The sequence below is a fragment of the Planococcus koreensis genome (assembly GCF_004761975.1).
Classification (GTDB): Bacteria; Bacillota; Bacilli; order Bacillales_A; family Planococcaceae; genus Planococcus; species Planococcus koreensis.
Genome location: NZ_RQII01000040.1, coordinates 53,239 through 77,187, shown reverse-complemented (window position 1 = coordinate 77,187; position 23,949 = coordinate 53,239). Strand labels below are relative to the sequence as shown.

Annotated in this window: 24 protein-coding genes; 7 read left to right on the top strand and 17 right to left on the bottom strand. The window is 48.6% G+C overall.

The features are described 5' to 3' along the window. Nucleotides 1–89: 89 nt before the first annotated feature. On the bottom strand, nt 90–524 hold the full coding sequence (locus tag EGV91_RS09725) for an Hsp20/alpha crystallin family protein (protein ID WP_135503134.1): 435 nt from the start codon (nt 522–524) through the stop codon (nt 90–92). A 321-nt stretch (nt 525–845) separates the two neighbouring features. On the opposite strand from EGV91_RS09725, the gene EGV91_RS09720 reads away from it, so the two are divergent. After that, a complete protein-coding gene (locus EGV91_RS09720; RefSeq protein WP_135503131.1) occupies nt 846–1,586 on the top strand; it encodes a hypothetical protein in 741 nt (246 codons plus the stop codon). 43 nt (nt 1,587–1,629) lie between these two features. Here the strand turns inward: EGV91_RS09720 and EGV91_RS09715 are convergent, their stop codons facing one another. From EGV91_RS09715 to EGV91_RS09695, 5 genes are all read right to left on the bottom strand, one after another. Then, the gene (locus tag EGV91_RS09715; RefSeq protein ID WP_135503128.1) at nt 1,630–3,228 is read right to left on the bottom strand and encodes an FMN-binding glutamate synthase family protein; all 1,599 of its coding nucleotides are present in this window, start codon (nt 3,226–3,228) and stop codon (nt 1,630–1,632) included. 32 nt (nt 3,229–3,260) lie between these two features. Then, nucleotides 3,261–3,887 carry an NAD(P)H-binding protein gene (locus tag EGV91_RS09710; RefSeq protein WP_135503125.1) on the bottom strand — a complete coding sequence of 209 codons (627 nt, stop codon included), beginning with the start codon at nt 3,885–3,887 and terminating at the stop codon, nt 3,261–3,263. A gap of 76 nt (nt 3,888–3,963) precedes the next feature. Beyond that, on the bottom strand, nt 3,964–5,400 hold the full coding sequence (locus EGV91_RS09705; RefSeq protein WP_241666164.1) for an amidase: 1,437 nt from the start codon (nt 5,398–5,400) through the stop codon (nt 3,964–3,966). A 115-nt stretch (nt 5,401–5,515) separates the two neighbouring features. Beyond that, entirely contained in the window at nt 5,516–6,274 is a 759-nt protein-coding gene (locus tag EGV91_RS09700) for an SDR family oxidoreductase (RefSeq protein WP_135503122.1), read from the bottom strand. A gap of 39 nt (nt 6,275–6,313) precedes the next feature. After that, nucleotides 6,314–6,787: a DinB family protein gene (locus EGV91_RS09695; RefSeq protein WP_135503119.1), complete on the bottom strand. Its 474-nt coding sequence runs from the start codon at nt 6,785–6,787 to the stop codon at nt 6,314–6,316. Between the two features lie 159 nt (nt 6,788–6,946). Between EGV91_RS09695 and EGV91_RS09690 the strand changes: the two genes are divergently transcribed. The 3 genes from EGV91_RS09690 to EGV91_RS09680 all read left to right on the top strand — a co-directional run bounded on the left by EGV91_RS09690 (nt 6,947) and on the right by EGV91_RS09680 (nt 10,039). Beyond that, a complete protein-coding gene (locus EGV91_RS09690) occupies nt 6,947–7,663 on the top strand; it encodes a 3-ketoacyl-ACP reductase (protein WP_135503116.1) in 717 nt (238 codons plus the stop codon). Nucleotides 7,664–7,796: 133 nt separating this feature from the next. After that, nucleotides 7,797–8,699: an alpha/beta fold hydrolase gene (locus tag EGV91_RS09685; RefSeq protein WP_135503113.1), complete on the top strand. Its 903-nt coding sequence runs from the start codon at nt 7,797–7,799 to the stop codon at nt 8,697–8,699. Between the two features lie 197 nt (nt 8,700–8,896). Next, a complete protein-coding gene (locus EGV91_RS09680; protein WP_241666163.1) occupies nt 8,897–10,039 on the top strand; it encodes a CapA family protein in 1,143 nt (380 codons plus the stop codon). Nucleotides 10,040–10,634: 595 nt separating this feature from the next. Here the strand turns inward: EGV91_RS09680 and EGV91_RS09675 are convergent. The 3 genes from EGV91_RS09675 to EGV91_RS09665 are packed head-to-tail and all read right to left on the bottom strand — an operon-like array spanning nt 10,635 to nt 13,880. After that, nucleotides 10,635–11,852, bottom strand: a complete 1,218-nt coding sequence (locus tag EGV91_RS09675) for a dihydrolipoamide acetyltransferase family protein (protein WP_135503110.1) — start codon at nt 11,850–11,852, stop codon at nt 10,635–10,637. A gap of 25 nt (nt 11,853–11,877) precedes the next feature. Then, nucleotides 11,878–12,897, bottom strand: a complete 1,020-nt coding sequence (locus EGV91_RS09670) for an alpha-ketoacid dehydrogenase subunit beta (protein WP_135503108.1) — start codon at nt 12,895–12,897, stop codon at nt 11,878–11,880. A 23-nt stretch (nt 12,898–12,920) separates the two neighbouring features. Continuing rightward, nucleotides 12,921–13,880 carry a thiamine pyrophosphate-dependent dehydrogenase E1 component subunit alpha gene (locus EGV91_RS09665; RefSeq protein ID WP_135503172.1) on the bottom strand — a complete coding sequence of 320 codons (960 nt, stop codon included), beginning with the start codon at nt 13,878–13,880 and terminating at the stop codon, nt 12,921–12,923. A 357-nt stretch (nt 13,881–14,237) separates the two neighbouring features. Here EGV91_RS09665 and EGV91_RS09660 point away from each other — a divergent pair, with 357 nt between their 5' ends. Then, nucleotides 14,238–14,777, top strand: coding sequence for a hypothetical protein (locus tag EGV91_RS09660; RefSeq protein WP_135503105.1), 540 nt, complete (start codon nt 14,238–14,240; stop codon nt 14,775–14,777). Nucleotides 14,778–14,825: 48 nt separating this feature from the next. On the opposite strand, the gene EGV91_RS09655 is transcribed toward EGV91_RS09660, so the two are convergent. The 4 genes from EGV91_RS09655 to EGV91_RS09640 form a co-directional block, all read right to left on the bottom strand. Then, nucleotides 14,826–16,028: an NAD(P)/FAD-dependent oxidoreductase gene (locus EGV91_RS09655; RefSeq protein WP_241666162.1), complete on the bottom strand. Its 1,203-nt coding sequence runs from the start codon at nt 16,026–16,028 to the stop codon at nt 14,826–14,828. Between the two features lie 127 nt (nt 16,029–16,155). Further along, on the bottom strand, nt 16,156–17,016 hold the full coding sequence (locus tag EGV91_RS09650) for a PPK2 family polyphosphate kinase (protein WP_135503102.1): 861 nt from the start codon (nt 17,014–17,016) through the stop codon (nt 16,156–16,158). A 175-nt stretch (nt 17,017–17,191) separates the two neighbouring features. Beyond that, the gene (locus EGV91_RS09645) at nt 17,192–17,776 is read right to left on the bottom strand and encodes an MEDS domain-containing protein (RefSeq protein ID WP_135503099.1); all 585 of its coding nucleotides are present in this window, start codon (nt 17,774–17,776) and stop codon (nt 17,192–17,194) included. A 157-nt stretch (nt 17,777–17,933) separates the two neighbouring features. Next, a complete protein-coding gene (locus tag EGV91_RS09640) occupies nt 17,934–18,752 on the bottom strand; it encodes an alpha/beta fold hydrolase (RefSeq protein WP_135503096.1) in 819 nt (272 codons plus the stop codon). Nucleotides 18,753–18,970: 218 nt separating this feature from the next. Between EGV91_RS09640 and EGV91_RS09635 the strand changes: the two genes are divergently transcribed. Both EGV91_RS09635 and EGV91_RS09630 read left to right on the top strand, forming a co-directional pair. Continuing rightward, nucleotides 18,971–19,339 carry a YidH family protein gene (locus EGV91_RS09635; protein WP_135503093.1) on the top strand — a complete coding sequence of 123 codons (369 nt, stop codon included), beginning with the start codon at nt 18,971–18,973 and terminating at the stop codon, nt 19,337–19,339. Between the two features lie 35 nt (nt 19,340–19,374). Further along, nucleotides 19,375–20,592, top strand: a complete 1,218-nt coding sequence (locus tag EGV91_RS09630; protein ID WP_135503090.1) for an EAL domain-containing protein — start codon at nt 19,375–19,377, stop codon at nt 20,590–20,592. A gap of 40 nt (nt 20,593–20,632) precedes the next feature. On the opposite strand, the gene EGV91_RS09625 is transcribed toward EGV91_RS09630, so the two are convergent. From EGV91_RS09625 to EGV91_RS09610, 4 genes are all read right to left on the bottom strand, one after another. Further along, on the bottom strand, nt 20,633–21,085 hold the full coding sequence (locus tag EGV91_RS09625; protein ID WP_135503087.1) for a putative immunity protein: 453 nt from the start codon (nt 21,083–21,085) through the stop codon (nt 20,633–20,635). A 27-nt stretch (nt 21,086–21,112) separates the two neighbouring features. Next, the gene (locus tag EGV91_RS09620; protein WP_175580294.1) at nt 21,113–21,859 is read right to left on the bottom strand and encodes a phosphatase PAP2 family protein; all 747 of its coding nucleotides are present in this window, start codon (nt 21,857–21,859) and stop codon (nt 21,113–21,115) included. 63 nt (nt 21,860–21,922) lie between these two features. After that, nucleotides 21,923–22,486 carry an MFS transporter gene (locus EGV91_RS09615; protein ID WP_135503084.1) on the bottom strand — a complete coding sequence of 188 codons (564 nt, stop codon included), beginning with the start codon at nt 22,484–22,486 and terminating at the stop codon, nt 21,923–21,925. Further along, nucleotides 22,483–23,913 (bottom strand): FAD-binding oxidoreductase, encoded by a 1,431-nt coding sequence (locus EGV91_RS09610; RefSeq protein ID WP_135503081.1) that lies wholly within the window; start codon nt 23,911–23,913, stop codon nt 22,483–22,485. The genes EGV91_RS09615 and EGV91_RS09610 overlap by 4 nt, the downstream gene beginning before the upstream one ends. Between the last annotated feature and the right edge of the window lie 36 nt (nt 23,914–23,949).

Here is a 23,949-nt window from a genome sequence, read left to right as displayed (position 1 = left end):
GTTCACAAACCGTTTTGAAAGCAGCAAGAGCCCTCCGGAATCAATTGATTCCGGAGGGCTCTTTACTTCTTCGGATTCCAGTTCGGCAACTATTCAATCTGTATTTGCTTGCCTTTGTTCTGTTTCTCTTGTTCTGTCGCTTTCGGAACTTGAAGTTGCAGCATTCCGTCTTTGAATGAGCCGGAAATTTTGCTGTCATCGATTTCTCCTACATAGAAGCTTCGTTTAAAGGAGCCGTACGAACGCTCTTTGCGGATAAAATGGCCGTCGTCTTCTTTCGTTTCCTTACTTTCATCACGCGTGCCTTCCACTTCCAGATAGCCGTCCTTATACTCGACTTTCACATTTTCTTTGGAAAATCCCGGTACGTCCATCTTCATTTCGTAATGATCTTCAACTTCTTTGATATCCACTTTCGGATAATGGGATTCCTTGAAAAACCGGTCGAATAAGTCGGTTTCGAATCCACTTTCAAATAGGCTTGGGAAAAAATCATCACGTTTGCTAGGCAAAAGTTTTCTCATTGCTCAATCTCCTCTTTTCGTTTTTTTAAATGCATAGGACATACTTGTGAATGACCAGCCGTTCCACTCGCCTTTCCGAACGTTTAGCATCCGCCTCCCCACTTGGATTTCCAATATGCACAAACTAAATATAGTTATTAGAATATTTAGTTTTCTAAGAAAATTATAACTCACGTCAAATTAATGTCAACCCCTTTTCCCTTGTAAAGACAAAAATCGAATATTACTGCTCTGAAAATAATACATGGCAAAGCTATCTAATATTCAACAAATAGGGTATATAAAATTATCGCATGGCGTAACCTATCAAGGAGGGATCGGATGTTCATACCAAGCGTACTCGTAATCATCGGCTTTATCATTGTCCATATCTTCACAGACGCTATCAAATTTTTGGATGAACGCCCCACTAACCGGCTGATTTCCCTGGTTTCAGGCGGCTCGATCGCATACGTCCTCCTGCACCTTGTCCCTGAACTGACCCATTACCGGGAAGTTGTTGAAGAGGCAACGCTGCCCGGCTGGCTTGAAGAAATCGATTACGTCACTTACGTAGCCGCATTGCTGGGAATTGCTGTTTTTTACGGCATCAATCAATTGAGCGAGAAATCGGAAAGAGAAAACAAAGAAGAAAAAAACCTCACCCGGCCGGATAAATCCATTTTCGCTTTGGAAATCGGCGCATTCTCTCTGTACAACGGTTTGATTGGCTATCTTCTTGCTGAATTGAGCGGGGAAAATATTGCCGCGTACTTCATTTACTTTATCGTCTTTTCTTTCCATTTTATCGCCAATAACCGCATTCTTCACTTGACCCATGAAGACCTCTACACGAAAATCGGGCGATGGGTTTTGGCCTTTTCCGTTTTGGCGGGCTGGATTCTGTATGAGACCACTCATGCCAGCGACTTGACGATTGCATTCCTGTCCTCTTTCCTGACAGGCGGTGTAGTTCTGAATATCCTGAATGATGAATTGCCGGATGAAAAGAAAAGCAGCTATCCTGCTTTTCTAGTCGGAATGGTGTTTATCGCAGTTTTGCTGCAGGTGCTCATTAAATAAGGCAATATAAAAAGGGCTTTTGGGCCCTTTTTATATTGCCTTATTATTTTTCCAATGCCCCGGTCATTTTCTCCAGCATATTTTCCACTGGTGAAATCCGGCCATTGCTGTCTTTGAAGAGGATATGTTTGCGCTCCAGCTTCGTCGGTGAATCGACGCCTGCAGCAGCTGCGATATTGTATAATCCTGCACGCAGCGACGTAAGATAATTTGTCGTCCGGAAAAGTTTTTCTTCCACTACAAGCCCTTCCTGCAACTCCCTGTCCGTTGTCGCTACCCCGGCTGGGCACGTATTCGTATGGCAGACCTCCGCCATGATGCAGCCTACACTGATCATGAAGCCACGGGCAATCTGCACAAGGTCTGCTCCCATAGCAAGTGCAATCGCTATTTTATCCGGTGTGATCAATTTGCCGGAAGCAATCAGTTTGACCTGGTCCCTGACGCCATATTCGCGAAGCACTTCATCCACAATCGGCAAAGCGGTCATAATCGGCAGTCCGACTGAATCCGCCAGTTCCTGGTACGTTGCTCCGGTGCCGCCTTCGCCGCCGTCAATGGAGATGAAGTCCGGCCCGCTATGGCTTCCGCGCTCTTTCATGATTTGCGCCATTTCCCGTAACCCTTCGATATCGCCGACCACGATTTTTATGCCCACCGGCTTGCCGCCGGCTTCACGCAACTCGTCTACAAAGTCGAAAAGCTTTGGAAACGTATCGTACTCTACAAACCGGTTCGGACTATTGACCGTTTTGCCCGGTTCAATCAAGCGGATCCGCGCAATCTCTTCCGTGACTTTCTTGCCTTCCAAATGCCCGCCGCGTGTTTTTGCACCTTGTGCAAGTTTCACTTCAAAAGCTTTCACTTGGCCAAGCGCTGCCTTCTCTTTGAATGCCTCCATCGAGAATTCCCCGTCTGGTGTCCGTACGCCGAACAGGCCAGGTCCGATTTGCATCATGATGTCCGCTCCGCCTTTTAAATGGTAGTCGGACAACCCGCCTTCGCCAGTATTCATCCAGGTTCCTCCGGCAAGCGCAAGGCCGCTTGATAAAGCAGTAATTGCGTGGTCTCCAAGCGCCCCATAACTCATGCCCGCTTGTCCGATCAGCCCTTTCAAACGGAAAGGTTCGCGCACCCTGTTTTCACCGAGGACAACCGCATCGTCATCGCGCAAATAATACGGATCAATCTGCACGCCTTCGCGATGCTCTTTGCGCGACATTAATCCTTCTTTGTCGATGACGTATTTAAAGGTGTCTATTTTTTCCGTATTGTCGACGCGAAGTTCCGTGTCGAGGCGCGGAAACAAGCTATTCCGTATGTAATAGCCTTCTTCTTCAAAATTCCGGTTCGAACCGAAGCCGATTAGACGCTGATTGTATTTTGCTGACCGCATTACATCTTCGAATTGAAGCCGTGAAAACGGCTTTCCTTCGTTATCATCCGAAAACAGGTATTGCCGCAGTTCCGGCCCCACCGCTTCCGTCATATAACGGACACGCCCAAGCAGCGGAAAGTTCCGCAGAATCGCATGCTGTTTCTGATTGTCATCCTTTTGGTAAAGGTAAGCCACATAAGCCAGCGGCGCCAAAATCATCGATCCTGTCAATGCCGTTGGCAAGTGTTTCGATATTTTCCCCATCAATAACCCACCTTTTTTTATTTTTTCTTCCTTCATTTCAATGCTTGCAATGCTTCAGGAATTGCTGTTGGCCCCGGTGCAATTTCAAATGACCGGTTTGCTGCCGCCTCGCTGCCGAGCGACTCCACAAGCACCGATGCCACATCTTCAAACGGAATCTCGCCTTCTGCATCACCTAAGGAGGAGCCTGCCGTAATCGTGCCAGTCGCAGGCTTGCTGGCGGACTTAGCCGGACGGATTACCGTGTAAACCAGCCCGGACTGTATAATCATTTCCTCCGGCTCATCTTTTGCGCCGGTTTCTTTTGATTCTTCCGATTCATCGGGGCGCACCGGACTTAAATAGATAAAGCGTTTTATGCCCTGCTGTTGTGCTTCTCCGACTGCGCGAATTGCCGCTTTATGGTCGACCAGCATATTCTTATTTTCACCAGCAATTGGATTGTCCCGGGCGATGTAGATGACTGCGTCGCAGCCGGCCAATACCCCGCTGAATTCTTTTTCCGTTGCCACAATGACCTTGGTTGCTCCCATCATTTGGAGTTCCTCCGCCCGGATTTCCGTTTCTGCCATAGCCACTGCTTCATGCTCACGTGCGGCCAGCTGTTTCAGCACATGTCCGCCGATGTCACCGCCACTGCCAAAAACAAACACTTTCATGCGACCCCTCCTCTTAAGTAAGCTCTTATTCCCATTTCCCTTCTCTGTGGCGAATAAAACAACCGCTCCTTTAGCTTTATAAATGCGCCCGCTTGTATCCGGCGTAATGCCGCTCCAGCCATTCGCCCAATTCAAATAATGCGTCCTCATTGCCATTCTTGCTGATCAGCTGTACGGCGATAGGCATGCCGTTGCCATCAATGCCGACCGGCACTGTCAACGCAGGCAGCCCCCAGACATTCGCGTAAGCCACATATGGCAAGTATTGCAGGAACGTTTTCTTCAATGAAAAGATTTCATTATAAACAGCGCCATGTTTTGCTGCTCCTGTATGGTAAACCGGCAACATCAGAATATAGCCGTGGAAATAACCTTCCAGGATATGGTCGCCGTGCTCGATGAACTTTGTAATTTTCTTTACACGCTTTGCTGAAGGCTTGAATAATGATGCCCCTATGAGCGCCCATGACAGATAGCGGTGGATATCAGCAGTTCCGGCCATCCGTTCTTTCACATATTCTTGCATCGGCTGCCGCGTCTGGGTGCCGAATGCTTCCCGCTTTGGCCCCTCTGCTCCGCCGATAGACATGATTTCCTGCCAAAGCCCGGCGGAATCCTCAAAATACGGCGGCACTTCCCGCTCGGTATTAAACTCCCGCGACAAATCTGCATAAATCGAATCAAGCAGATGTGCGGTCTCCAGCGACAAGGGGTAGGCCGTCTTTGGCAATACGTTGATTGTGAATTGGTGTAATTGCTTTTTCACAGGCGGCGTTTTGGCCACAATGGAATAAAGAAGCCGGGCATCCCTGACCGTTTTTGCTATCGGCCCAATGCCAAGCATACGCTCTTGAAGCCCTTCTTCTACAGTGGGATAACTGCCTTCAGAAGATACTTGGCCTTTTCCTGATTTGAAGCCGATGACGCCATTGAAATGGCTTGGAAAGCGGATAGATCCGCCAATGTCTAAACCCAGCCCGACAGCTGCCCCTCCCGCTGCTATCAACGCTGCTTCGCCTCCGCTTGAGCCGCCTGCTGTCCGCGAAAAGTCATGCGGATTGTTCGTGCGGCCGTACAGCTTATTGTCGGTTTCCTGGCAAAAGCAGAGCTCGGGCGTATTCGTTTTCCCAAGGATGATGGCGCCTTCCGCTTTCAATTTGCGAACGGCTTCCGCATCGGTGTGCTGGAAGGAGCCCTTCCGGCGCAGCAAGCCTCCTGTAGTCTGCATGCCGGCTACATTGAACGCCTCTTTCATGCCGATCGGCACACCCACTAATTTGCCTTTGGCTGTCCCCTCTGCAATTTGCGTATCTGCCCGGTCCGCTTCTTCGAGCGCTTCGGCAAACCGGTCCTCCACAAGGCAGTTGACTGCAGGGTTGATCTTCTTGATATGTCCGATGAAAATTTCCACTGCTCTTCTTGAAGTGATTTCTTTTTGTGAAATGAGCCGTGCCAATTGCGTCGCGTCCATGTCCAATATGCTTTGTGCTGTGCGTTCCATCGTTTCCATCATTTCGCCCCCCAAAATTATCTATCTATTCTGATTATATATCAGCTGCCGGAAAACAAACCATTTATTTCTCAGCATGAAAAAGCCTGCAGCGATATCGCTGCAGGCTTTCTTGAAATTAATAGGCTGACCAACCGCCATCTGCGACAATCACCGCGCCATTGACGAAGCTCGCTTCATCAGACGCCAGGAACAACGCTACGTTGGCGATTTCTACTGGTTTTGCGATACGTGGATTCAGCGCCATCCCAGGCTGAGTCCGTCCCATGCCGAATTCATTGATGGCGGTCATGCTCGCGCCGATATTTGTTTCAACTGCCCCTGGTGAGATTGCGTTGCAGCGAATCCCTTCATTGGCGTACATGAACCCGGTGTTTTTCGTAAACCCGATCACAGCGTGTTTACTGGCAGTATAAGCGGCGCCTGCGCGCGCTCCGTAGAGGCCTCCGATTGAAGCGATATTGATAATCGCCCCTTTCTTTTTCTCCCGAAAGATTTTCAAAGCTTCCCGGCTGCCAAGCATGACGCCATTTGCATTGATCGAAAAAACGCGTTCCCACTTCGCTTCGTCGATATCACCAGCCGGCTCGAAATTATCCATGACTCCCGCATTATTAACCAAAATGTCCAGAGTGCCGTATTCATTGACCGCCAAAGAAATCATCGCTGCGACGTCTTCCGTATCCGCAACATCCGTCTTTACCGCGACCGCATTGCCGCCGGCCTCCCTGATGCCCGCAGCGACATTTTCTGCGCCTGGCAGATTGATATCGGAGACAACGACTTTCGCCCCCTGTTCCGCAAACACTTCCGCTATTGCCCGGCCGATTCCGGATGCCGCTCCTGTAACGATAGCCACCTTATCTTCAAGCCTCATCTTAAATCTCCCTTTCGAGTTCATCGTTCAGGATCTATTTTAGACTTCGTAATCGTTTTGAGGCGGCCAGGTGCCGATCAAACTGCGGGTGGTTATGACTTGGCCAGCGTGATAGCTATTGTGGTTGATCATCACCATCAGCAAATCCCCACGCGTCCTATCGGGACGGCTGAAGCCGGCTTCCGCCAAATCTTTCCCCGCTTCCTGTTCTGCTTCCTTCAAGCCTTGCAGAAAACGCTCCACTCCGTATTCCCACGACTTCCTGCTTTCCGGCATCGGGTCAGCCGGCCAGGATTCTTCGGGATGGTCCGGCGCCTTTACAACATCGCCCTTCAAATAGCCAAGCATAAAGTCTTGCCAATAATTCATGTGGTATAGCAGCTCCCAAACCGAGTGAGGACAATGTTCCGGTTTTTTACCGGCTGATTGCCAATCCAAACCATCAAATATCAGCGCGGTGTCTACGTGTGCAGAACGTCCATGCAAAGCTTTTTGAAACATTGATTCAGTCATCTTATTGCCTCCTTTATTAATGAATCCAAAGTGTGTTTATTAGTAAGATTCAACGCCAGGCACTAAAATCCTTTTTCCGAGCGGATGTTTAGCTTGTGGAGAAACGGGTTGATATAATACGGAAGACAAATTCATTACATACTAAAGGAGTGTTTGAACATGCAAGAAGTAAAAGGCAAAAATGCGCTGATCACCGGAGCCGGCAAAGGCATCGGGCGCGCAGCCGCTATCGCTTTCGCCAAAGAAGGCATCAATGTCGGGCTGCTTGGCAGAACGGGCGCGCATCTTGAAGAAGTTTTAAAAGAGCTGGAACAATACGGCGTCAAAGCTGTCATGGCTGCGGCTGACGTGTCCGACAACGAGGCCGTGCTTTCAGCCGTCGAGCACATCAAATCCGAACTTGGCCCGATTGATATCCTGGTCAACAACGCCGGCATCGGCAAATTTGGCAAATTCCTCGAATTGCCGCCGGAAGATTTCAAGAAAATCATCGATGTCAATTTGATGGGCGTTTATAATGTGACGCATGCTGTCCTGCCTGAAATGATCGAACGCGAAAGCGGAGACATCATTAACATCGCATCGACGGCCGGACAAAAAGGCGCGCCGGTAACAAGCGCATACAGCGCTTCAAAATTCGGCTTGCTTGGCTTGACCGAGTCACTCATGCTCGAAGTGCGGAAGCATAACATCCGCGTCAGCGCGTTGCTTCCGAGTACCGTCGTAACTGACTTGGCCCATTCAGAGAACTTGATCCAAGGTGATCCGGAGAACGTTATGCATCCGGAAGATCTGGCGGAAGTGATGGTTGCCCAGCTGAAACTGCATCCACGCATCTTGCTTAAATCGGCTGCGCTTTGGTCGACCAATCCATAAACTGAAAAAAGTGAAGCCTTTCATGACATCCATGAAAGGCTTTTTACTTGCGTACAGGCATTTATTTACGCACTGCAATCGGTTATACTTATAGATAATTAACTGAATTTTTAGATATAAAGGAGGAATTTCAATGCGTAAATCATTGCAGGCTGCTGCACTGGCAATCGGCGTATCCGTTCCGCTGCTTTACGTGGCGGATATGCGCCGCGCTTATAAACGGCTCGAGGAATACGGAGCGTCAAAGTTCAGATCAGAATTCGGTATGATGGCATACGCCGATGAGGGCTGGGGCGAAGCGATTTTAATCAGCCACGGAATTTTCGGGGGTTATGACCAGGGCATGGCCTCACTGAAAGGCATGGTGGGCGAAAATCACCGGAAAATTGCATTGTCCCGCTTCGGCTATCCGGGCTCCAAGCTGCCTGCACAGCCGACGCCACAAAATCAGGCGAGAGTGTTTGCGGAATTGCTTGATGAGCTGAATATCGAAAAAACCTTTATATTGGCCACTTCGGCCGGCGGCGCAGCAGCTTTATCATTCGCCCTCACTTATCCCGAACGGACGAAAGGGCTGGTGCTTGTTTCGTCTGGCGTGCCGTCTAACAAAATGCCCCCCGGCCAATTGAAACCAGCTGGTCCGCCCATCCCTTTGCTAAGTGAATTCCCGATGTGGCTGTCCACCAAATCGCTGCGCCCGGTCTTTAATGTGTTCTTCGGCTCCGACGTCGACAAAGTGTTTTTCCAAACGATGCTGCCAGTCAAGCCGCGCCGCAAAGGCATCGAGGCAGATGCAAACATCACCAACCTCGATATGGACTTGAACTACGAAAAATATCCAGTAGAGGACATCAAAGCCCCGATTCTTGTCATTCACGCCAAAGACGACCCGATGGCGCTGTTCGATAATATTGAAAAATTCATTGGCCGTACGCATCCTGAGACCGTTATTTTCGAAAGCGGCGGCCATCTTCTGTCCGGCCATCAAACCGAAGTCTCTGCTGCGATACAGCAATTCATTCAAAAAAACGCATGAAAAACGCATGGCATGTAGACAGAGTGAATTTCTTAGGTATTTATAATCATTAGAAGTAAATCAATATCCCTTGAACTATTAAAATTAACTAGTTAGTTAAGCATAAATACAGTACAATATCTAGACAGTTATCATTAACCACCCAATATTCCAGTAAATTTCTCATCCGAAAGGCAAATTGAACGGGGGTCAGTAAATTGAAGTCGCGCTGCAGAATTTTCATCACCGCTTTGATGGTTTCCGGCTTGGCGCTCACCGGCTGTACGCCGGATCAAGCCGCCGTTTTAGAAATAAGCAATAGCAATTTTGGTACCCGTGCGGCACCATCGAACATCATCCCGGCGGAGTTAAGCCAAACTCGCACAGCTTCGATTTCCGCAATCGGCGATGTGCTGATCCACGGCACTGTCTACAAGGACGCCCAAACAGCAGATGGCTATGATTTCAATCCGATGTTCGAAAAAGTGGCCCCATTCCTTAGCCAATCCGACATCACCGTCGCGAACTCGGAAAGCATCATCGGCGGCAGTGAAATCGGCGTATCAACCTACCCTTCTTTCAACAGCCCCTATGAAGTGGGAGATGCAATGAAAAACGCCGGCATCGATATCGTTTCAATGGCCAATAACCACACATTGGACCGCGGCATCAAAGCAATCGAGAACGCTGTGGCTTATTGGCATTCAATCGGCGTCAAACACACCGGCTCATATATATCCGCTGCACAGCGCGATGAAATCACCACTATTACGAAGAACGGCATCACGTTCTCATTCCTGTCTTTCACTTATGGCACAAACGGCGTCATGACACCTGCCGGCAAAGACTATTTGGTGAAACGCATCGATAAGGACGTAATCCAACAGGACCTGGCTCAAGCACGAGCCCAATCGGATGTCGTTGTCCTCAGCCTGCATTTCGGCGTTGAATATGAAAATATGCCGAACGCTGAACAAATAGACCTGGCGCGTTTTTCAGCTGACAATGGCGCGGATATCATCATCGGCCATCACCCCCATGTTTTGCAGCCGGCAGAATGGATCGAAACAAGTGATGGCCGCAAAGCATTCGCCGTCTACTCGCTCGGCAATTTCCTCTCCGGCCAGGACGTACTCGAACGAAAAATCGGAGGTATCCTTCATTTGGAAGTCGAGAAGACCGAAAATGCCGATGGCAAAACGATCACATTGAAAGAACCGGCATTCACTCCGACTTTTGTGCGCAATACCAATCTGCAGGATTTCGAAGTTGATCTCCTGAAAAATGTCGATGCCAATTTGAACGACGCTGCAAAGGAACATATGTCGACTTGGGTGCCGGAAATGAAGTTCATAGAGTAATCAAGCAGCTGCGGCTGCTTCAGGTAATAGACAAATAAATGTTTATGTTATTTAAAGAATAAAAAGTCATTGCATCTTAGGTATACCGGATTCTGCGCTCCATGCGGACGCTTTCCGCGGACGAAGCGCCGAGCCTCCTCGTCGCAAGAAAAAAGAGCTGCTCCTTCATCGCTTCGCTAGCTTCGTCGCAAAGACTTGGCCTCGCTAGCTACGGCCAATATCTTTCCTGCGGGGTCTCATCACTCCGTTTTTCCGATGGAGTCGCCGCATTGCGCTCCGAATCCTTGAGAGATGGCTTACGAAAAGTAAATTCGTTGGTTACTCTCTTTAATTAGAGCTAAATGCTCACAACCGGTCTGGCCACGAAGACTCCTGTGGGACAGCGAAAGCTGAAGACCCCGCAGGAACGTCAGTGACGAGGAGGCTGAAGCTGAGCCCACGGAAAGCGAAGTGGCCAGAACGGTTGGGGTCTACACAGTTATTCATGTTGATTAGATTTTGTCTACAGTCTGAAGCAGCGGCAGCTGCTTATTTTTTTGGCGTTTTATTGTTTCAGCCACATGAAAAAGCCGCCCAAGCGGACGGCTTTCTTCTGCTATTCCTTATTCTTCTCCAGAAACAACTTTGGTTTTTCCAGCAAGGAGATCAACTCGTCCAGGAATTTCGCAGCCGGTGCACCGTCAACTGCGCGGTGGTCTACAGTCAAACTAAGCGGCAGCCGTTTCCGAACGCGAACTTTGCCTTTTTCAAGCACCAAATGATCTTCGATCCGGCCGATGCCGAGAATGGCGATTTCCGGCGGATTGATGATTGGTGTGAAAAATTGCACACGGTATCCGCCCAGGCTAGTAATGGTGAAGGTACTGCCGCTGCTTTCCGTCTTCGCAAGCTTTCCGCCACGAGCTTTTCCGGCAAGTTCCACAAGTTTCGCATGCAGTTCAGCAGCAGGCACTTTTTCGCTTTCCTGTACGACAGCCACTTGCAGTCCAAGCTCCGTATCGACGGCAAATCCGAGATTGATTTCATTTCTCAGCTCAATTTTATTGTCTTTAATCTGGCCGTTCATGTGTGGATGCGCACTTAAGGCTTGAGCAACCGCCTTCGCAAGGAGAGCGGTCCACCCCACAGCATCGCCAAGCTTCTCTTTCTTGGAAACCAGTTTGGTAACGTCCGCCCAAGCCGTTTCGGTAAGCTGCGCACTTTGCTGAAGGCTTTCCACCATCCGGCGCGCAATCGTCCCCCGAATTCCCGACAGCGGAATCATGCCCTCCGGCTCCACTTTTTCAGCGATCACTTCGGCTGGCGGGCTAGCCGCTTTGCGGATATCGTCTCCGGTTATGTTGCCGTTCCTGCCCGTTCCGCTTACTTGGGCGAGGTCGACATCGAGGTCCCTTGCCAATTTCCGGAGGCCAGGTGCGATGCGCACCATTTTTGGCGCTTCTTCACCAGTACCCTCTTCTTTTGGGGACACCTGCTTCGTAATTTTTTGCACTTCCGGTTTCGTGCCCGTAGAAGCATCAGGCGCCTCCGCTTTTTTCACTGCCGCTTTCTGTTTCACAGGATTCGGCTTTGGGCTGCCTTCCGTATCAATCAATGCCAGGACCTCCCCCACTTTGGCCGACTCACCGCGATTCACCACGATCTCTTTCACCTTCCCGCTCTCTTCCGCATCCAGCTCCGAGACCTCTTTTTCAGTCTGCACCTCTACCAGGCGATCGCCTTTTTCAACGGCATCGCCTTCGGACACAAACCAGACGACGACCAGGCTCTCCTCCACATCATCCCTTAACTTCGGCAGCTTCACTTCAAACATCCCAACGCCTCCTGTACCTAAGTTGTTATTCGTTCATCAAATTCTTCACTTGTTCATAGATTTTGTCTGCGTTCGGCAGCACAAATTGCTCAAGTGGACGGCTGTATGGAATCGGCACATCCGGATTCGCCAATCGGCGAATCGGCGCTTCAAGGTCATAGAACGCTTCTTCCGCAGCGATTGCAGCTATTTCTGCCGTCATGCCGTATGATTTATAGTCTTCATCGACAATAAACAGGCGGTGCGTTTTTTTGACCGAATCAATGATTGTCTCTTTGTCAATCGGCGCAATCGACCGCAAATCGATCACTTCAGCGTCGATGCCGTCTGCCGCGAGGCGTTCTGCCGCTTCCATGGCTTGATGCACCGTCATCTGAATGCCCACAATCGTCACATCTGTGCCTTCGCGCATCACTTTTGCCTTGTTGAGCGGCACTGTGTAAGATTCTTCAGGCACATGCGCCGCCGACACATCGAGCTGTTCCATCCACCCCAGGCCCTGCAGTGATTTATGGAACATGAAAACGACCGGGTTGTCGTCCTGGATCGCTGAAATCATCATGCCCTTCAAATCATACGGATTTGAAGGGGCGACCACCTTTAAGCCCGGCATATGGCCGAACGTCGCATACAGCGTCTGCGAATGCTGAGCGGCATCGTTATAGCCGCCGCCCACCGCAGTCATCAGCACCATCGGCAATTTCACATTGCCTCCGGACATGTATTGGATTTTGGCCATATGGTTGTAGATTTGATCCATGCAGACACCAAAAAAGTCCACGAACATGAGCTCGACAACCGGACGCATCCCTTCAGCTGCCGCACCGATCGCTGCGCCGATGAACGCGGTTTCGGAAATCGGTGTATCGAGCACGCGTTCCTTTCCAAACTTCTCCATAAGTCCTTGCGTTGAACCGAAAATCCCGCCGTAATTCCCAATATCTTCGCCCAGTACAAAGACTTTCGGATCCCGCTCCATTTCAAGCGCGATTGCTTCAGCCATCGCCTTATTGCCCGTCAATATTCTTTTTTTTGCCGTTTCCATTCGGAATAGACCCCTTTCTGAATTTAAGATGAGAACACATCATCCAGTGCGGCTTCAGGCGCAGGATAGTTGCTGTCTCGCGCAAATTGATAGGCTTCGTCCACTTCCTGTTTGACCCGTTTTTCGATTTTCTGCAATTCTTTTTCGGTTGCGCCTTTTGCTTCGACCAGGCTATTGCGCAGTTTCAATATCGGGTCCTGCTCACGCAGTCCCGGCACTTCCGCCTTATCGCGGTACAATTCCGGATCTCCTTGGAAATGCCCGAGGAACCGGTACGTTTCAATTTCGATAATCGTCGGCCCCTGTCCGTTGCGTGCCCGTGCCACAGCTTCTTCTGAAACTTTATACATTGCGATTGGATCATTGCCCTTAACGTGGGCCCCTGCGATACCGTATGCGGCAGCGCGAAGATCATTCGTTTCAACCGCTGTTGCCGCCTTTTTCGCTACAGAAATTCCGTAAGAATTATCTTCGATTACAAGTATGAGAGGCAAATTCCAGACTGCCGCCAAATTCAACGATTCGTGGAACGCTCCGGCATTTGCTGCACCTTCGCCGATAAACGCGACAGCTACCCAATCCTTCCCTTGCATCTTTGCAGCCATTGCGGCACCGACAGCATGGGGAATGCCCGCGGCAACGATTCCGCCACAGGAAAATTTCACAGCTGGATCGAACAAATGCATATGTCCGCCTTTCCCTTTGCCCAGACCCGTCTCTTTGCCGAACATTTCAGCGGTCATTTTCTTCAGGTCGACACCTTTTGCAATGGCATGGTGATGTGGACGATGCGGCGCGGTCACTGTATCGTCTTTCGTCAAGTGTACGCAAATACCTACAGCCGCCGGCTCCTGTCCAGTGGATAAATGCATTTCCCCAGGCACAGGCCCGGCGCCGATATTAAAGACGGGCGCCTTGCCCTCGGTGTAGACTTCCACCATTTGATCTTCGAAATAACGGCTCTTCGCCATCATTTCATACATCCATTTCAATTTTTCCACGGACACGGCAGGCTGTTTTTCTTCGAAAGTAGTCAAATCTTTTCCTCCTTTTCAGAATGATGAGCATTATTCCTTTAAATTCGATGCTTTAGTCAAAGGTTTTTCTACTTAATATAGTATCCCTTTTCACCGTATTGTCAATATTCTGATAAATTGAAATGCATATTTAATGCGCTGTAAAAGAAGGTTGACATTAATCACTTTATTTAAATAAATTCTTTTTGATTTTAATTGCCCATCCGTAGTAATTTTATGATAAGATAATAGTAATCTGAATATTCGGAACTATCGAACAGTCCTTCAGGCACAGTTAATCAGGATTCCAAGGAGGCAATGATCATGGATAAAAACACCCCTTTCATAGATGAAAAGATTCGCCGGAGACGGCCATCTAAAATGGGCATGAAGATTCTGCTCGCCTCTTCTTTGATGTTCGGTATGAACTTCGCGGCTGAATCCGCAGCTGCGCATAACGGAGAAGGCAATTGGCCCTCTCATCAAGTCCGCGGAATCTCCTGTGCAGGCGCTTATAGCAGCGGCAAAGGGATAGTAAGGGCCTATACGCCAAGATCGGCAGTGGCGTGGGATGGCAGGGCCACCGATACGGTGTTTTGGAATCCGATTCTCTACCGCTTCAACGGACAGCAATATGTTCAATGGTCATCGATGAATTATCCAGCATATGCTTACGTGACCCCTTACGGTTTTAATCCGAATTTGAAAGCCGGTTGGCGCAGCTCGTCGACCAATAACATCATCAGTTCAGTAGCATTCAGCAATTTGCCACCCGGCTCTTATAAAGTCCTGAACCAAATCCACTGGGCGAGCACTGGCATGACCCATGCCGAATGGGGACCCAATGCATGTGCCGTTAAATAACGCCAAAAGGCGGATCCAAGTCCTTGGATCCGCCTTTTCCTAAGCGCGTTAACGTCCGATTTTCAATATGCCTGCAAGCGGATTCTGACGCTTGTGGATTAGATCTGCCAATAGCTCGGAACCGAGCATGCTGTAAACCGTGCCGTTGCCGCCGTAGCCCAATAGATAATAATATCTGTCTTTTTCGGGATGGCGTCCGATAAACGGCAGCTGGTCGCCTGATTCTCCGAATGCGGCAGACCAAGAGAAATCCGTATCAAAAGAATACATCGGGAACAACGCTTTCACCTGCTGTGAAAGTTTGCCTGCCCGCTCAACGAGATGCTTCCGGCTTCCGCCGGATTCAGAAAACGGCTCATCCAGACCTCCCGCGATGATTCGGTTATCATCAGTTGTCCGCAAATAAAGATATGGGCGCTGGGTTTCCCAGATTAACGCACGATCTTTCCACTCGCCTAAATCCTCAATAGGAGAAGATGTCACAACAAAAGAACGGTTCAACTCAAGCTGCTTTTGCTGCAGGAATGGCGCATTGTCATAGCCGACCGCGAAAATGATTTGTCCCGCTGAAAAATCCCCTGCAGATGTCGCCAGCTCTACACACTCTGTGCCATCAGTGTAATTAATAATGTCGACTTTCTCAAACAAATCAACGCCCATATCCCGCGCCTTGTCAATCACGCCTTGGCTGAATAGCAACGGATTCACTTCAGCATCGCCGAAAGTGATCAACGCGGCTTCTTTTGAAAAGGGATAATGCTGTTCAATTGTCTGACGGTCCCAATACTCCACTTCGAAGCCATGGCGCTGCAGCATTTCAAACTCTTTTTGAAGTCTTTCTGCATCCGATTGCTCGGACGCGAAATAAAGGCTTTTACGCGAGTGGAAGCTGCAATCATAATCAAGTTCAGCGGCCGTTTCTTTCAATTGTTGAACAGCTTTTCGGCAAGCTTTGTAGAACAGTACTGCGTCTTCTTCACCTATTTGCTGCGCCAGTTCGTGGAGCATGATATCGTTGGAGTATTGCAACAGCCCTGTATTGGCTGATGTGCTGCCATGCCCAATTTGGTCCTTATCAATCAATGCAACCGAAAGTCCCTGTTTTTTCATCGTATATGCGCTGAGCGCTCCTGACATTCCTCCGCCTACGACGATGACATCATACTTTGCCGCTGGCTTTTTTTTGTCATTCTTGCGCATTGCTTTATATTCCGTCGTATTCCAATACAATTCTCCATTATGTAAGTTCACGCGATTTCCCCGTTTCTTCTATTTCCTTTTCATTTACCCTCTCTTTTCCCTATACAAAACCTCCACAAAATATTTACACCCTAAATAAAAAGAGCCTTATCCGAAGATAAGGCGTCCATTCCCAAGCTTATTCTTGTTCCAATTTTTTAATCGCTTCATCCAGCTTTTCACGCTCTTCACCCGAAATTTCCGGGAATTTCGGATCGATGTTCTCCAATACCTTGACCATCGCTTCCGCAACAATATAACGCGAAAACAATTCGTTGTCCGCGGGAAGCGCGTACCACGGCGCATGGTCGGTAGATGTATTGTTCAACATTTCCTCAAAAATGTTCTGGTAGCCGTCCCAATGCTCCCGTTCCTCGACGTCGCTGAAAGAAAATTCCCAGTTCTTTTCCGGATCCTTCATGCGTTCCAGCAGACGGTTTTTCTGCTCTTCTTTTGACATATTGAAAAAGAATTTCACAACCGGGAAACCGTTTTCCGTCAAATATCGCTCAAAATCATTGATTTGCCGGTAGCGGGTCATCCAGATATCTTCGTCGATCAACTCGTCCGGCAGCGGCGTTTCTCCTAACAAGTCGTGGACTCGCGGCGCAATCACTTCCTCGTAATAAGAGCGATTGAAAATACCAATCTGTCCACGCGAAGGCAATCCTTCTCGGAATCTCCACAAATAATCGTGTCCGAGTTCTTCTTTACTCGGTTTTTTGAAAGAAGACACTTTCAACCCTTGTGCAGTTAGTTTTGAAAAAATGAATGTGATCGCTTCGTCTTTGCCAGCGGCATCCATCGCCTGCAAGACAACGACAATCCCTTTTTCTTCCTCAGCATGCAATTTCAAGTGAAGCTTTTGCAATTTCTCCAGCGTCTCTGGAATAAGGCGATCGCGTAATTCCTCATCGCTATAACGCGTTTCTTCAGACGTCGGATATTCGGATAACTCCACGTTTTCGTTTTGTTTCACTAAGTATTTCGTAATATCCATGATCTTCCTCCATTCACTCATTACCCAAGAAACTCTCGAACTTGGCCAATGTCTTCTAATAGCTTAAATACCCCTTCGCTCTCCGTGCAAACGAACCTATGCTTAGAATTTCAAGTTGATTTCACAACCTGCCTTAAGTTCGACATAAAAAAACACCGTTTGAAATCGCAGGATTTCAAGCGGTGTCCGATTCTTGAGCTTTATTCATGGCGAGTGCATGCACTTTTTCATCTGTCATATACAACCCATGGACTGCCATCAATTTTGTCTTTAAAGAATCGGTGACCTTAGAAGCGTCATACGCACAAACAGATACGGCATCCTTTTCATGCACAATCGTGTCCAATTCTTTTTCGTATTCTACAATTTCACGTTCAATGTCTTCTTGCATACCCCATTCAATGTGGCCCCATGTCCGGACGGCTTTCCCGCTTTCGAGCAATGGGCCCGCCACTTCATTGAAATGATTCATGATTGTCCGTGGATGGAAATTATTATTGCGCCAATAAAAATCGAAATTATCGATGTACAGCACTTTTTCCAGTTCCTCCACTGTTAAACGCTGTTCCAACTCCTTGCGGATCATCGGGTATATGCGCGTATTTTCGACTAACAGCACATGATCCCCTTGCTTGATGCCAAAAACAATATATGAAATTGCATTCTCAACGTATTTTTCCAAAACGTTGGAATAATAAAATATATGGCCGGTCTTTTTGCGCTGCAATCCTTCGCTCAGCTCTTCTACTTTTTTGGTCATAATAGAGGCCTCCTTATACTTAACTCATTAGCACTTCACTCAATGGAATCCGCGAAATGCAAAAAGAGAAAAGCTCTCCCCCACTATACAGGTTCACCTCTGCTTAAGATACTATTTTCGGCAGAAAAAAAAGGCAGCTGAGAGCTGCCTTTTGGGTTTACGCGACGCCTTTGCTTTTCAGGAACTTGATCAACTCTGTATTGAATTTATCCGGTTCATCAGCGTTTATGCCATGCCCGCTGTTTTCAAACGGTACAAGCACGGAATTCGGAATTTCTTTTTGCAGCAGTTCTGCCAGCTCGAACGGGCAGATTTGATCTTTCTTGCCATGGAAAATAGCTGTTGGCAACGAGATGCCAGCGATTTCATCGCGCAAATCTTCATCACGCAAGGAGATTGCAGAAAGGATGGTGGAATGCGCACCGGCTTCCAAACCTAACGACTGGAACCAACGTAGAAACTCCGGTGTTTTTTTCTGTTCAAAGAACATGTCCGAAAACTTCGATAAGAAAAGTGGGCGGTCCATTTTCAGCTGTTTGATGATATCGTCTACGCCTGAAGGAGGCATGCCGATTTTAAAATCATCCCGCTGTGTGAATAACGGCGCTGCAGGGCCCATCAATAAGAGCTTGTCGACATTGTCCTGGCCATATTTGGACAAATAGCGGATTGCAATCGGACCACCCATTGAAAAACCAGCGAGTACGATATTCTCGAGTTCCAAATGGTCGACGACCGCCTTGACATCGCTAGCAGCTGTGTCGTAATCATACCCGGACCACGGCTTGTCTGATTTCCCGTAACCGCGCAGATCAATTCCGATAAAGCGGAAATTATTGACGGCCAATTCACCGACCTGTGATTCAAAAGACTTGCTGTTCAGTGGCCAACCGTGAATAAAAACCACCGGCTGCCCTATGCCGATATCTTCTGCATAAACCTTTACGCCTGCTTCAACTTCAATATAATGTCCCAATGTTCTGTTCCTCCTCATTTATTCACCTTATTTTTTATCATTTCCCTTGTCCGTTATTTTTAAACAATTCAATTTTTTTCGAAGCCGTTTTTTATTATTCGCTGTTGTTAAAATCTATGGAGCACACGGCAAACTTATTTTCAGTCTGCCGCTCTTGCATAAGCTTTGGGGCAGTGGCACAATTATTAAAATGAATTTTATGGAAAGGAGCGGAAACGATGGCTCGCCGTTCAAATCCAGAACCGAAAAACCAGCTGCTGTACACCCAACAGCATCTTGCGAATGAACGCACTTACCTTGCCTGGATCCGGACGGGAATTTCCATCGTTGGTGTTGGATTCCTGGCGACCAGCCTTCATTTCACAATGGGGGTCATCCGCAACCAGTTTGTTGATATCTTTACGATTGCCCTTGGCATTTTTGCTTGTATTTTCGGGCTGACAATCATCTTTTCCGCCACCCAGAACTACAAGAAAAAAAGGCTGCAGATTATAAACGAAACCTTTTACCCATCAAATATGCACATTACATTGATTTCTTCCATGCTCGCTGTGATGATCATCATGGTGATCATCTACTTTTCATGATCATGTAATGCCATTTCCGCAAAGGAGGACGCGATTTGGATCCACTATATATTATTGAGAACCCACAAAAACTAAAGCCTGCTTTCCAGCCAATCATCAGTGCCGTGACGCATACCGTCATCGGCTATGAGCTGCTCGGCCGGTTCGAGGAAGATGGTGAATGGCTAAGCTTATCAGCGTTTTTCAAAGACGCAGACGTGCCGGACGACTTTAAAATCGATGTCGATCGAAGACTGCTCCAACAAGCAATCGACCAAATGCTTGAAACCCGTTCTGATGGCGTGTTGTTCATCAACCGCAACGCCACGCAGCTGCTCGCAAATGGTGGAGAAGACTTTCTCAACAGCCTGCAGGAATTTGAAGCAAAAGGTTTTCCGATGGACCGCATCGTCCTCGAAATCACCGAACACGACTTTGACGAGGATTTCGATGTATTGAGCCATTTGCTCCTTTATTACAAAACCTATGGCATCCAGATTGCGGTCGACCACGTCGGTGCGAAAAGCTCGAATATCGACCGCATCCGGCAGCTTCGCCCGAATATCTTAAAAATCAATACCGGCATCACCCGCAATAATAATCCGGACATCTTCGAAGACATCATTTATTCGTTATCGCTGCTAGCCCGGCGCATCGGGGCAAAGCTGGCATACGAAAACATTGAGGATAAGAATCAGCTTTATTTTGCCTGGAAGCACGGCGGCCATTATTACCAAGGCTTTTATCTGGCGAAACCGTCTTTCAGTCCTCTCCCGACAGGTGCATTGCAGCTCGATGTCGGAAACAATGTATGGGAATTCGTCCAGCGTGAAAAATCACTGATCGAAGGCCGTTTCCGTTTCGCAGCCGAATGCGAGGAAAAAGTGAAAAAGCTGCTGCCAAAATGGCAAGGGCCTGAGCAATCCGATTTGTTTATCGAATCGCTGCTCGAACCGTTCACCGCAGAAAGTTTCCGTATGTATATCTGCGGCAGCGATGGCCGGCAAGTGTCTTCAAACTTCAGGAACCGCGGCGGCACTTGGGAAATCGAACCTCAAGTGCAAGGTGCAAACTGGGCTTTCCGCCCGTATTTCCTGGAGAACGTCATGCATATGAAAACGTGGCATAAGGGCATCTTATCTGATACCTATTCCGATATCGAGACCGGCCAAACGGTCCGGACGTTCAGCTACCCGCTGCCGGATGACTATTTCCTCTACATCGACATCAGCTATTCGTTCATTTATGAAAACGACTTTCTTTTTATGCAATAAAAGCGCAAAGGGCATGCCGCCCTTTGCGCTTTTTCAATTCTCACTTTTGAAGTTCACTCAGACGGTCGCGCTGCCAATTCCGTTCAGCAGCAATGGCTTGAGCGTCAAATCCACTGGCAAATGCCACAGATTTCGCTGCGTATGTAGAGGCGTGAATAGCATGGCCAAACAAGTGGGCTGTTGAAATCGCTTGCCCCGCTGCACGCGCTGCCGCGATTGCCGCTTCATTTTCACTCATGCGCGCTGCCGCATGGGTATCAAACGCTGCACTCCGGGCTTCACGCACATTGATGCTTCCTGCTACCCAATCGCGGCATGCTTGAACGGCTTTTCTGGGGCGTTTATCTTGTGGATGGAGCTCTTCGAAAATTTCCAGGACGTGCTCTGCGCAGTCTGCGGCCCAGCCGACAGCTGTTTGATGATCTATCTGCCCAAGCAATTTCTCAATTTCTTCTTTGGTTTCTGTTGTATCTGTAAATTGATGCTGTGACATGTCCATCCCACCTTAGGCTTGATTTTGTTATTTAATCAGATTGATTTTCTTTAATGTACCTTTGAGCATTTTAGCCAGGAAATCCCGGATATCGTGAACTGGCCGCACCGAGCTCCTGCTCTGCCATTGAATCCATTCCAGTGCCAGTATACTCAAAATCAGCCAAATGGCGCCAGCGATAAAACCAGCCAGCACGTCACTCGGGAAATGAGCCCCCAGGTAGACGCGGCTGATGCCGATCAAGACAACGAGCACACCCATTAAGCTGATGGCGAGCCCTTTGAACAACTCGCTCCTCTGCCCCCGTAAAACCAGGTACATAACGAAGCCGTAAAAGATGACCGACCCCATCGAATGGCCGCTTGGGAAACTGAAGCCGATTGCATCTATTTCCGGATTGATCGACGGCCGTTCGCGTTCATATAGGTTCTTCAGCAACAAGGTTAACAATCCCCCGCCGCCTACCGCAATGAGAAAAAACAGGATCCCCCATTTATCGCGTTCCTTGAACCACAACAATCCAACCACTGCAATAGAGAAAGCCGTCACGAACCATACCGATCCCATCTCCGTTGTGGCAATCATTAATACGTCGAGCACGGAACTTTCGATTGATTGGAAAAACCCGATAATTGCTGAGTCGAATAGCCAGGTTTCCTGCTCCATGGCTTCTTCCGCTATTTCGGAAAACAATACGATGAATAAAGCTGAAAATCCTAATCCCGCAGCAAGCAGCAGTACCGTAATGCCTATTTTTGTATTTTCATTGATCATGGGACCGCTCCTAATCTTTATGTGAACTGATTAGTCTATACCCCACCAGATAAGAGATATTCGTTATTTTTCCGAAAATGCTGGAGCTGTTTGGGCTGTTGGCATTTTCATCGCTAACAAACCGCTCAATGCAAATGCAAACGAAGCGATATAAAATATGCTCGCAATCGTCAGAAAGTCCACCAAATAGCCAGTTCCGATTACTGCGATAGCCGCCGCAATCGATGTCCATGTATGGTAATTGCCGATTTGCCTTCCAGCTGTCGGCTTATCGACATAGCGTGCCAACACGGTTTTTTCCGAATTTTTCTGGACAGCTCCTAAAAGCCCCATCACCACTTGCAGTCCGTAGACATGCCATATTTCCGTGGCGAGCGGAAAAAACAGCAGCGTTAGCGCCATTCCCCACGAATAGACACTAAGCAATATTTTGTCGCCGACCCGGTCGCCGGCTTTGCCGATTAGCGGATAACTGACAGCAGCTGTGAGGGCAAAGAGTCCGTATGCCCAACCGAATTGGGCGTAGCTGGTGCCAGCATTTTTCAGCAGCAAGATATAGAACGGAAAAATCATGGTCGATGCCATGCCAACCATGCCTTGGTATTGAATAAATTTTTTATAGTTCATTGCCGGTACTCCTCGTAAAACATATTCAGGAAGCGCTGCTCCGGATCATAGCGGTCTTTCAAATCGAAAAACTCTTTTGTCCGGGGATAGGAACGGACCATCTGTTCTTGGGTCGGGTAGCCGTAATACGGCAAATAATAAGTTCCGCCATGGTCCAGCGTCACGTCGATCATGCTGCGGACGACACGCCCCGTCTCGGCTATGCCCTCCGCGTCCGCTTCCTGGTTGACCAGCAGCACCAGCGAGAACATGTCTTCCCTGGCATAAGACAGCACCGCCTTGTCATTCTGGCTGGTGTAGCGGATGGTGACATTCAGCAAATTGAAGTTGTCCTCCTGCTCGAGCAGTTTTTTCAAGTCTTCGATATAATCCGCGAACTCATCGACCGGCACGAAATATTCCTGCAGGATTTCGGTTTTGGCGGCGTTGCTGTATTCCATGAATTCGGAATCAGAGCGCATGGCGTTATTGCGGGAAATGAGTTTGCCGTCAATGGAGTGGATATAGGTTTTCTGGGAATTCCAGAACAAATCCTTGCCTTCATCATTCAAGCGTGAAATTCCGAGCAGCAGTTTTGGCGCTGCAATCAGCTTTTCCTCTTTCAATGCGCTGTGCTCCGGGAGCTGCTCCTGCCCGTCAACCAAGCTGCAATTGATGGCATACATCTCTTCCATAAAACCTTCCGGCGAAATCGAAATCCGCGCCAAGTGCATTTTTGTTTTCGGATTCCCCAGTACTTGCTGCTGGAAATAACTCGTGTAGTCTTTGTAATCGAAAAGTTCCGTACTGACTTCGTATAATTCGTCGTCCACAAGCTCAAACGTCACATCCAGGATGACGCCGAACAGCCCATAGCCGCCGATGACGGCTTGGAACAATTCCGGTTTTTCCGATGCGCTCAATTCAATGATATCGCCGTTCGCATTCAGCAGCCGCAGCGATTTGACCGAGTCGATCATGCCGCCATTGCGGATATCAAGCCCGTGCGCCTGAACGCTGAGCGAGCCACCGACAGTGAAAATATTCTGCGATTGGCTGACCTTTAAGGACAGGCCGTACGGGTTGATATGCTGCTGGATATCATTCCAGGTGGCGCCGCTCTGGACGGTGATGGTCTTCGCTTTTTCGTCAAAATCGAGGATCCGGTTATACGGTTTCATGTCCAGCAGGATCCCATTCGGATACAGCGTCTGTCCACCTTGGCTATGCTGCATCCCCGCAATCGAAATCTTGTCGCCTTCCCTATTGGCGTCCAACACAATCTTGCGGATGCCTTCTTCACTGGCGCCCGCTTTTACGGCTTTGATTTCAACAGGCAAAAGGCGATTATGGCCGCTCTCCTCCGGCTCTTGCAGCCCACTGAAATAGAGGGAAGCCGACAAGCCAAGAACACATAGGTAGATGCCGGCGATTAAATAGGTTTTCATACTTGCTTCGACCGACTCCTTCCTGCCAAATCCTTA

Coding starts and splice junctions, on each gene's coding strand:
- EGV91_RS09725 (WP_135503134.1), bottom strand. CDS start 524: ATGAGAAAACTTTTGCCTAGCAAACGTGATGATTTTTTCCCAAGCCTA.
- EGV91_RS09720 (WP_135503131.1), top strand. CDS start 846: ATGTTCATACCAAGCGTACTCGTAATCATCGGCTTTATCATTGTCCAT.
- EGV91_RS09715 (WP_135503128.1), bottom strand. CDS start 3,228: ATGGGGAAAATATCGAAACACTTGCCAACGGCATTGACAGGATCGATG.
- EGV91_RS09710 (WP_135503125.1), bottom strand. CDS start 3,887: ATGAAAGTGTTTGTTTTTGGCAGTGGCGGTGACATCGGCGGACATGTG.
- EGV91_RS09705 (WP_241666164.1), bottom strand. CDS start 5,400: ATGATGGAAACGATGGAACGCACAGCACAAAGCATATTGGACATGGAC.
- EGV91_RS09700 (WP_135503122.1), bottom strand. CDS start 6,274: ATGAGGCTTGAAGATAAGGTGGCTATCGTTACAGGAGCGGCATCCGGA.
- EGV91_RS09695 (WP_135503119.1), bottom strand. CDS start 6,787: ATGACTGAATCAATGTTTCAAAAAGCTTTGCATGGACGTTCTGCACAC.
- EGV91_RS09690 (WP_135503116.1), top strand. CDS start 6,947: ATGCAAGAAGTAAAAGGCAAAAATGCGCTGATCACCGGAGCCGGCAAA.
- EGV91_RS09685 (WP_135503113.1), top strand. CDS start 7,797: ATGCGTAAATCATTGCAGGCTGCTGCACTGGCAATCGGCGTATCCGTT.
- EGV91_RS09675 (WP_135503110.1), bottom strand. CDS start 11,852: ATGTTTGAAGTGAAGCTGCCGAAGTTAAGGGATGATGTGGAGGAGAGC.
- EGV91_RS09670 (WP_135503108.1), bottom strand. CDS start 12,897: ATGGAAACGGCAAAAAAAAGAATATTGACGGGCAATAAGGCGATGGCT.
- EGV91_RS09665 (WP_135503172.1), bottom strand. CDS start 13,880: ATGTATGAAATGATGGCGAAGAGCCGTTATTTCGAAGATCAAATGGTG.
- EGV91_RS09660 (WP_135503105.1), top strand. CDS start 14,238: ATGGATAAAAACACCCCTTTCATAGATGAAAAGATTCGCCGGAGACGG.
- EGV91_RS09650 (WP_135503102.1), bottom strand. CDS start 17,016: ATGGATATTACGAAATACTTAGTGAAACAAAACGAAAACGTGGAGTTA.
- EGV91_RS09645 (WP_135503099.1), bottom strand. CDS start 17,776: ATGACCAAAAAAGTAGAAGAGCTGAGCGAAGGATTGCAGCGCAAAAAG.
- EGV91_RS09635 (WP_135503093.1), top strand. CDS start 18,971: ATGGCTCGCCGTTCAAATCCAGAACCGAAAAACCAGCTGCTGTACACC.
- EGV91_RS09625 (WP_135503087.1), bottom strand. CDS start 21,085: ATGTCACAGCATCAATTTACAGATACAACAGAAACCAAAGAAGAAATT.
- EGV91_RS09620 (WP_175580294.1), bottom strand. CDS start 21,859: ATGATCAATGAAAATACAAAAATAGGCATTACGGTACTGCTGCTTGCT.
- EGV91_RS09615 (WP_135503084.1), bottom strand. CDS start 22,486: ATGAACTATAAAAAATTTATTCAATACCAAGGCATGGTTGGCATGGCA.
- EGV91_RS09610 (WP_135503081.1), bottom strand. CDS start 23,913: ATGAAAACCTATTTAATCGCCGGCATCTACCTATGTGTTCTTGGCTTG.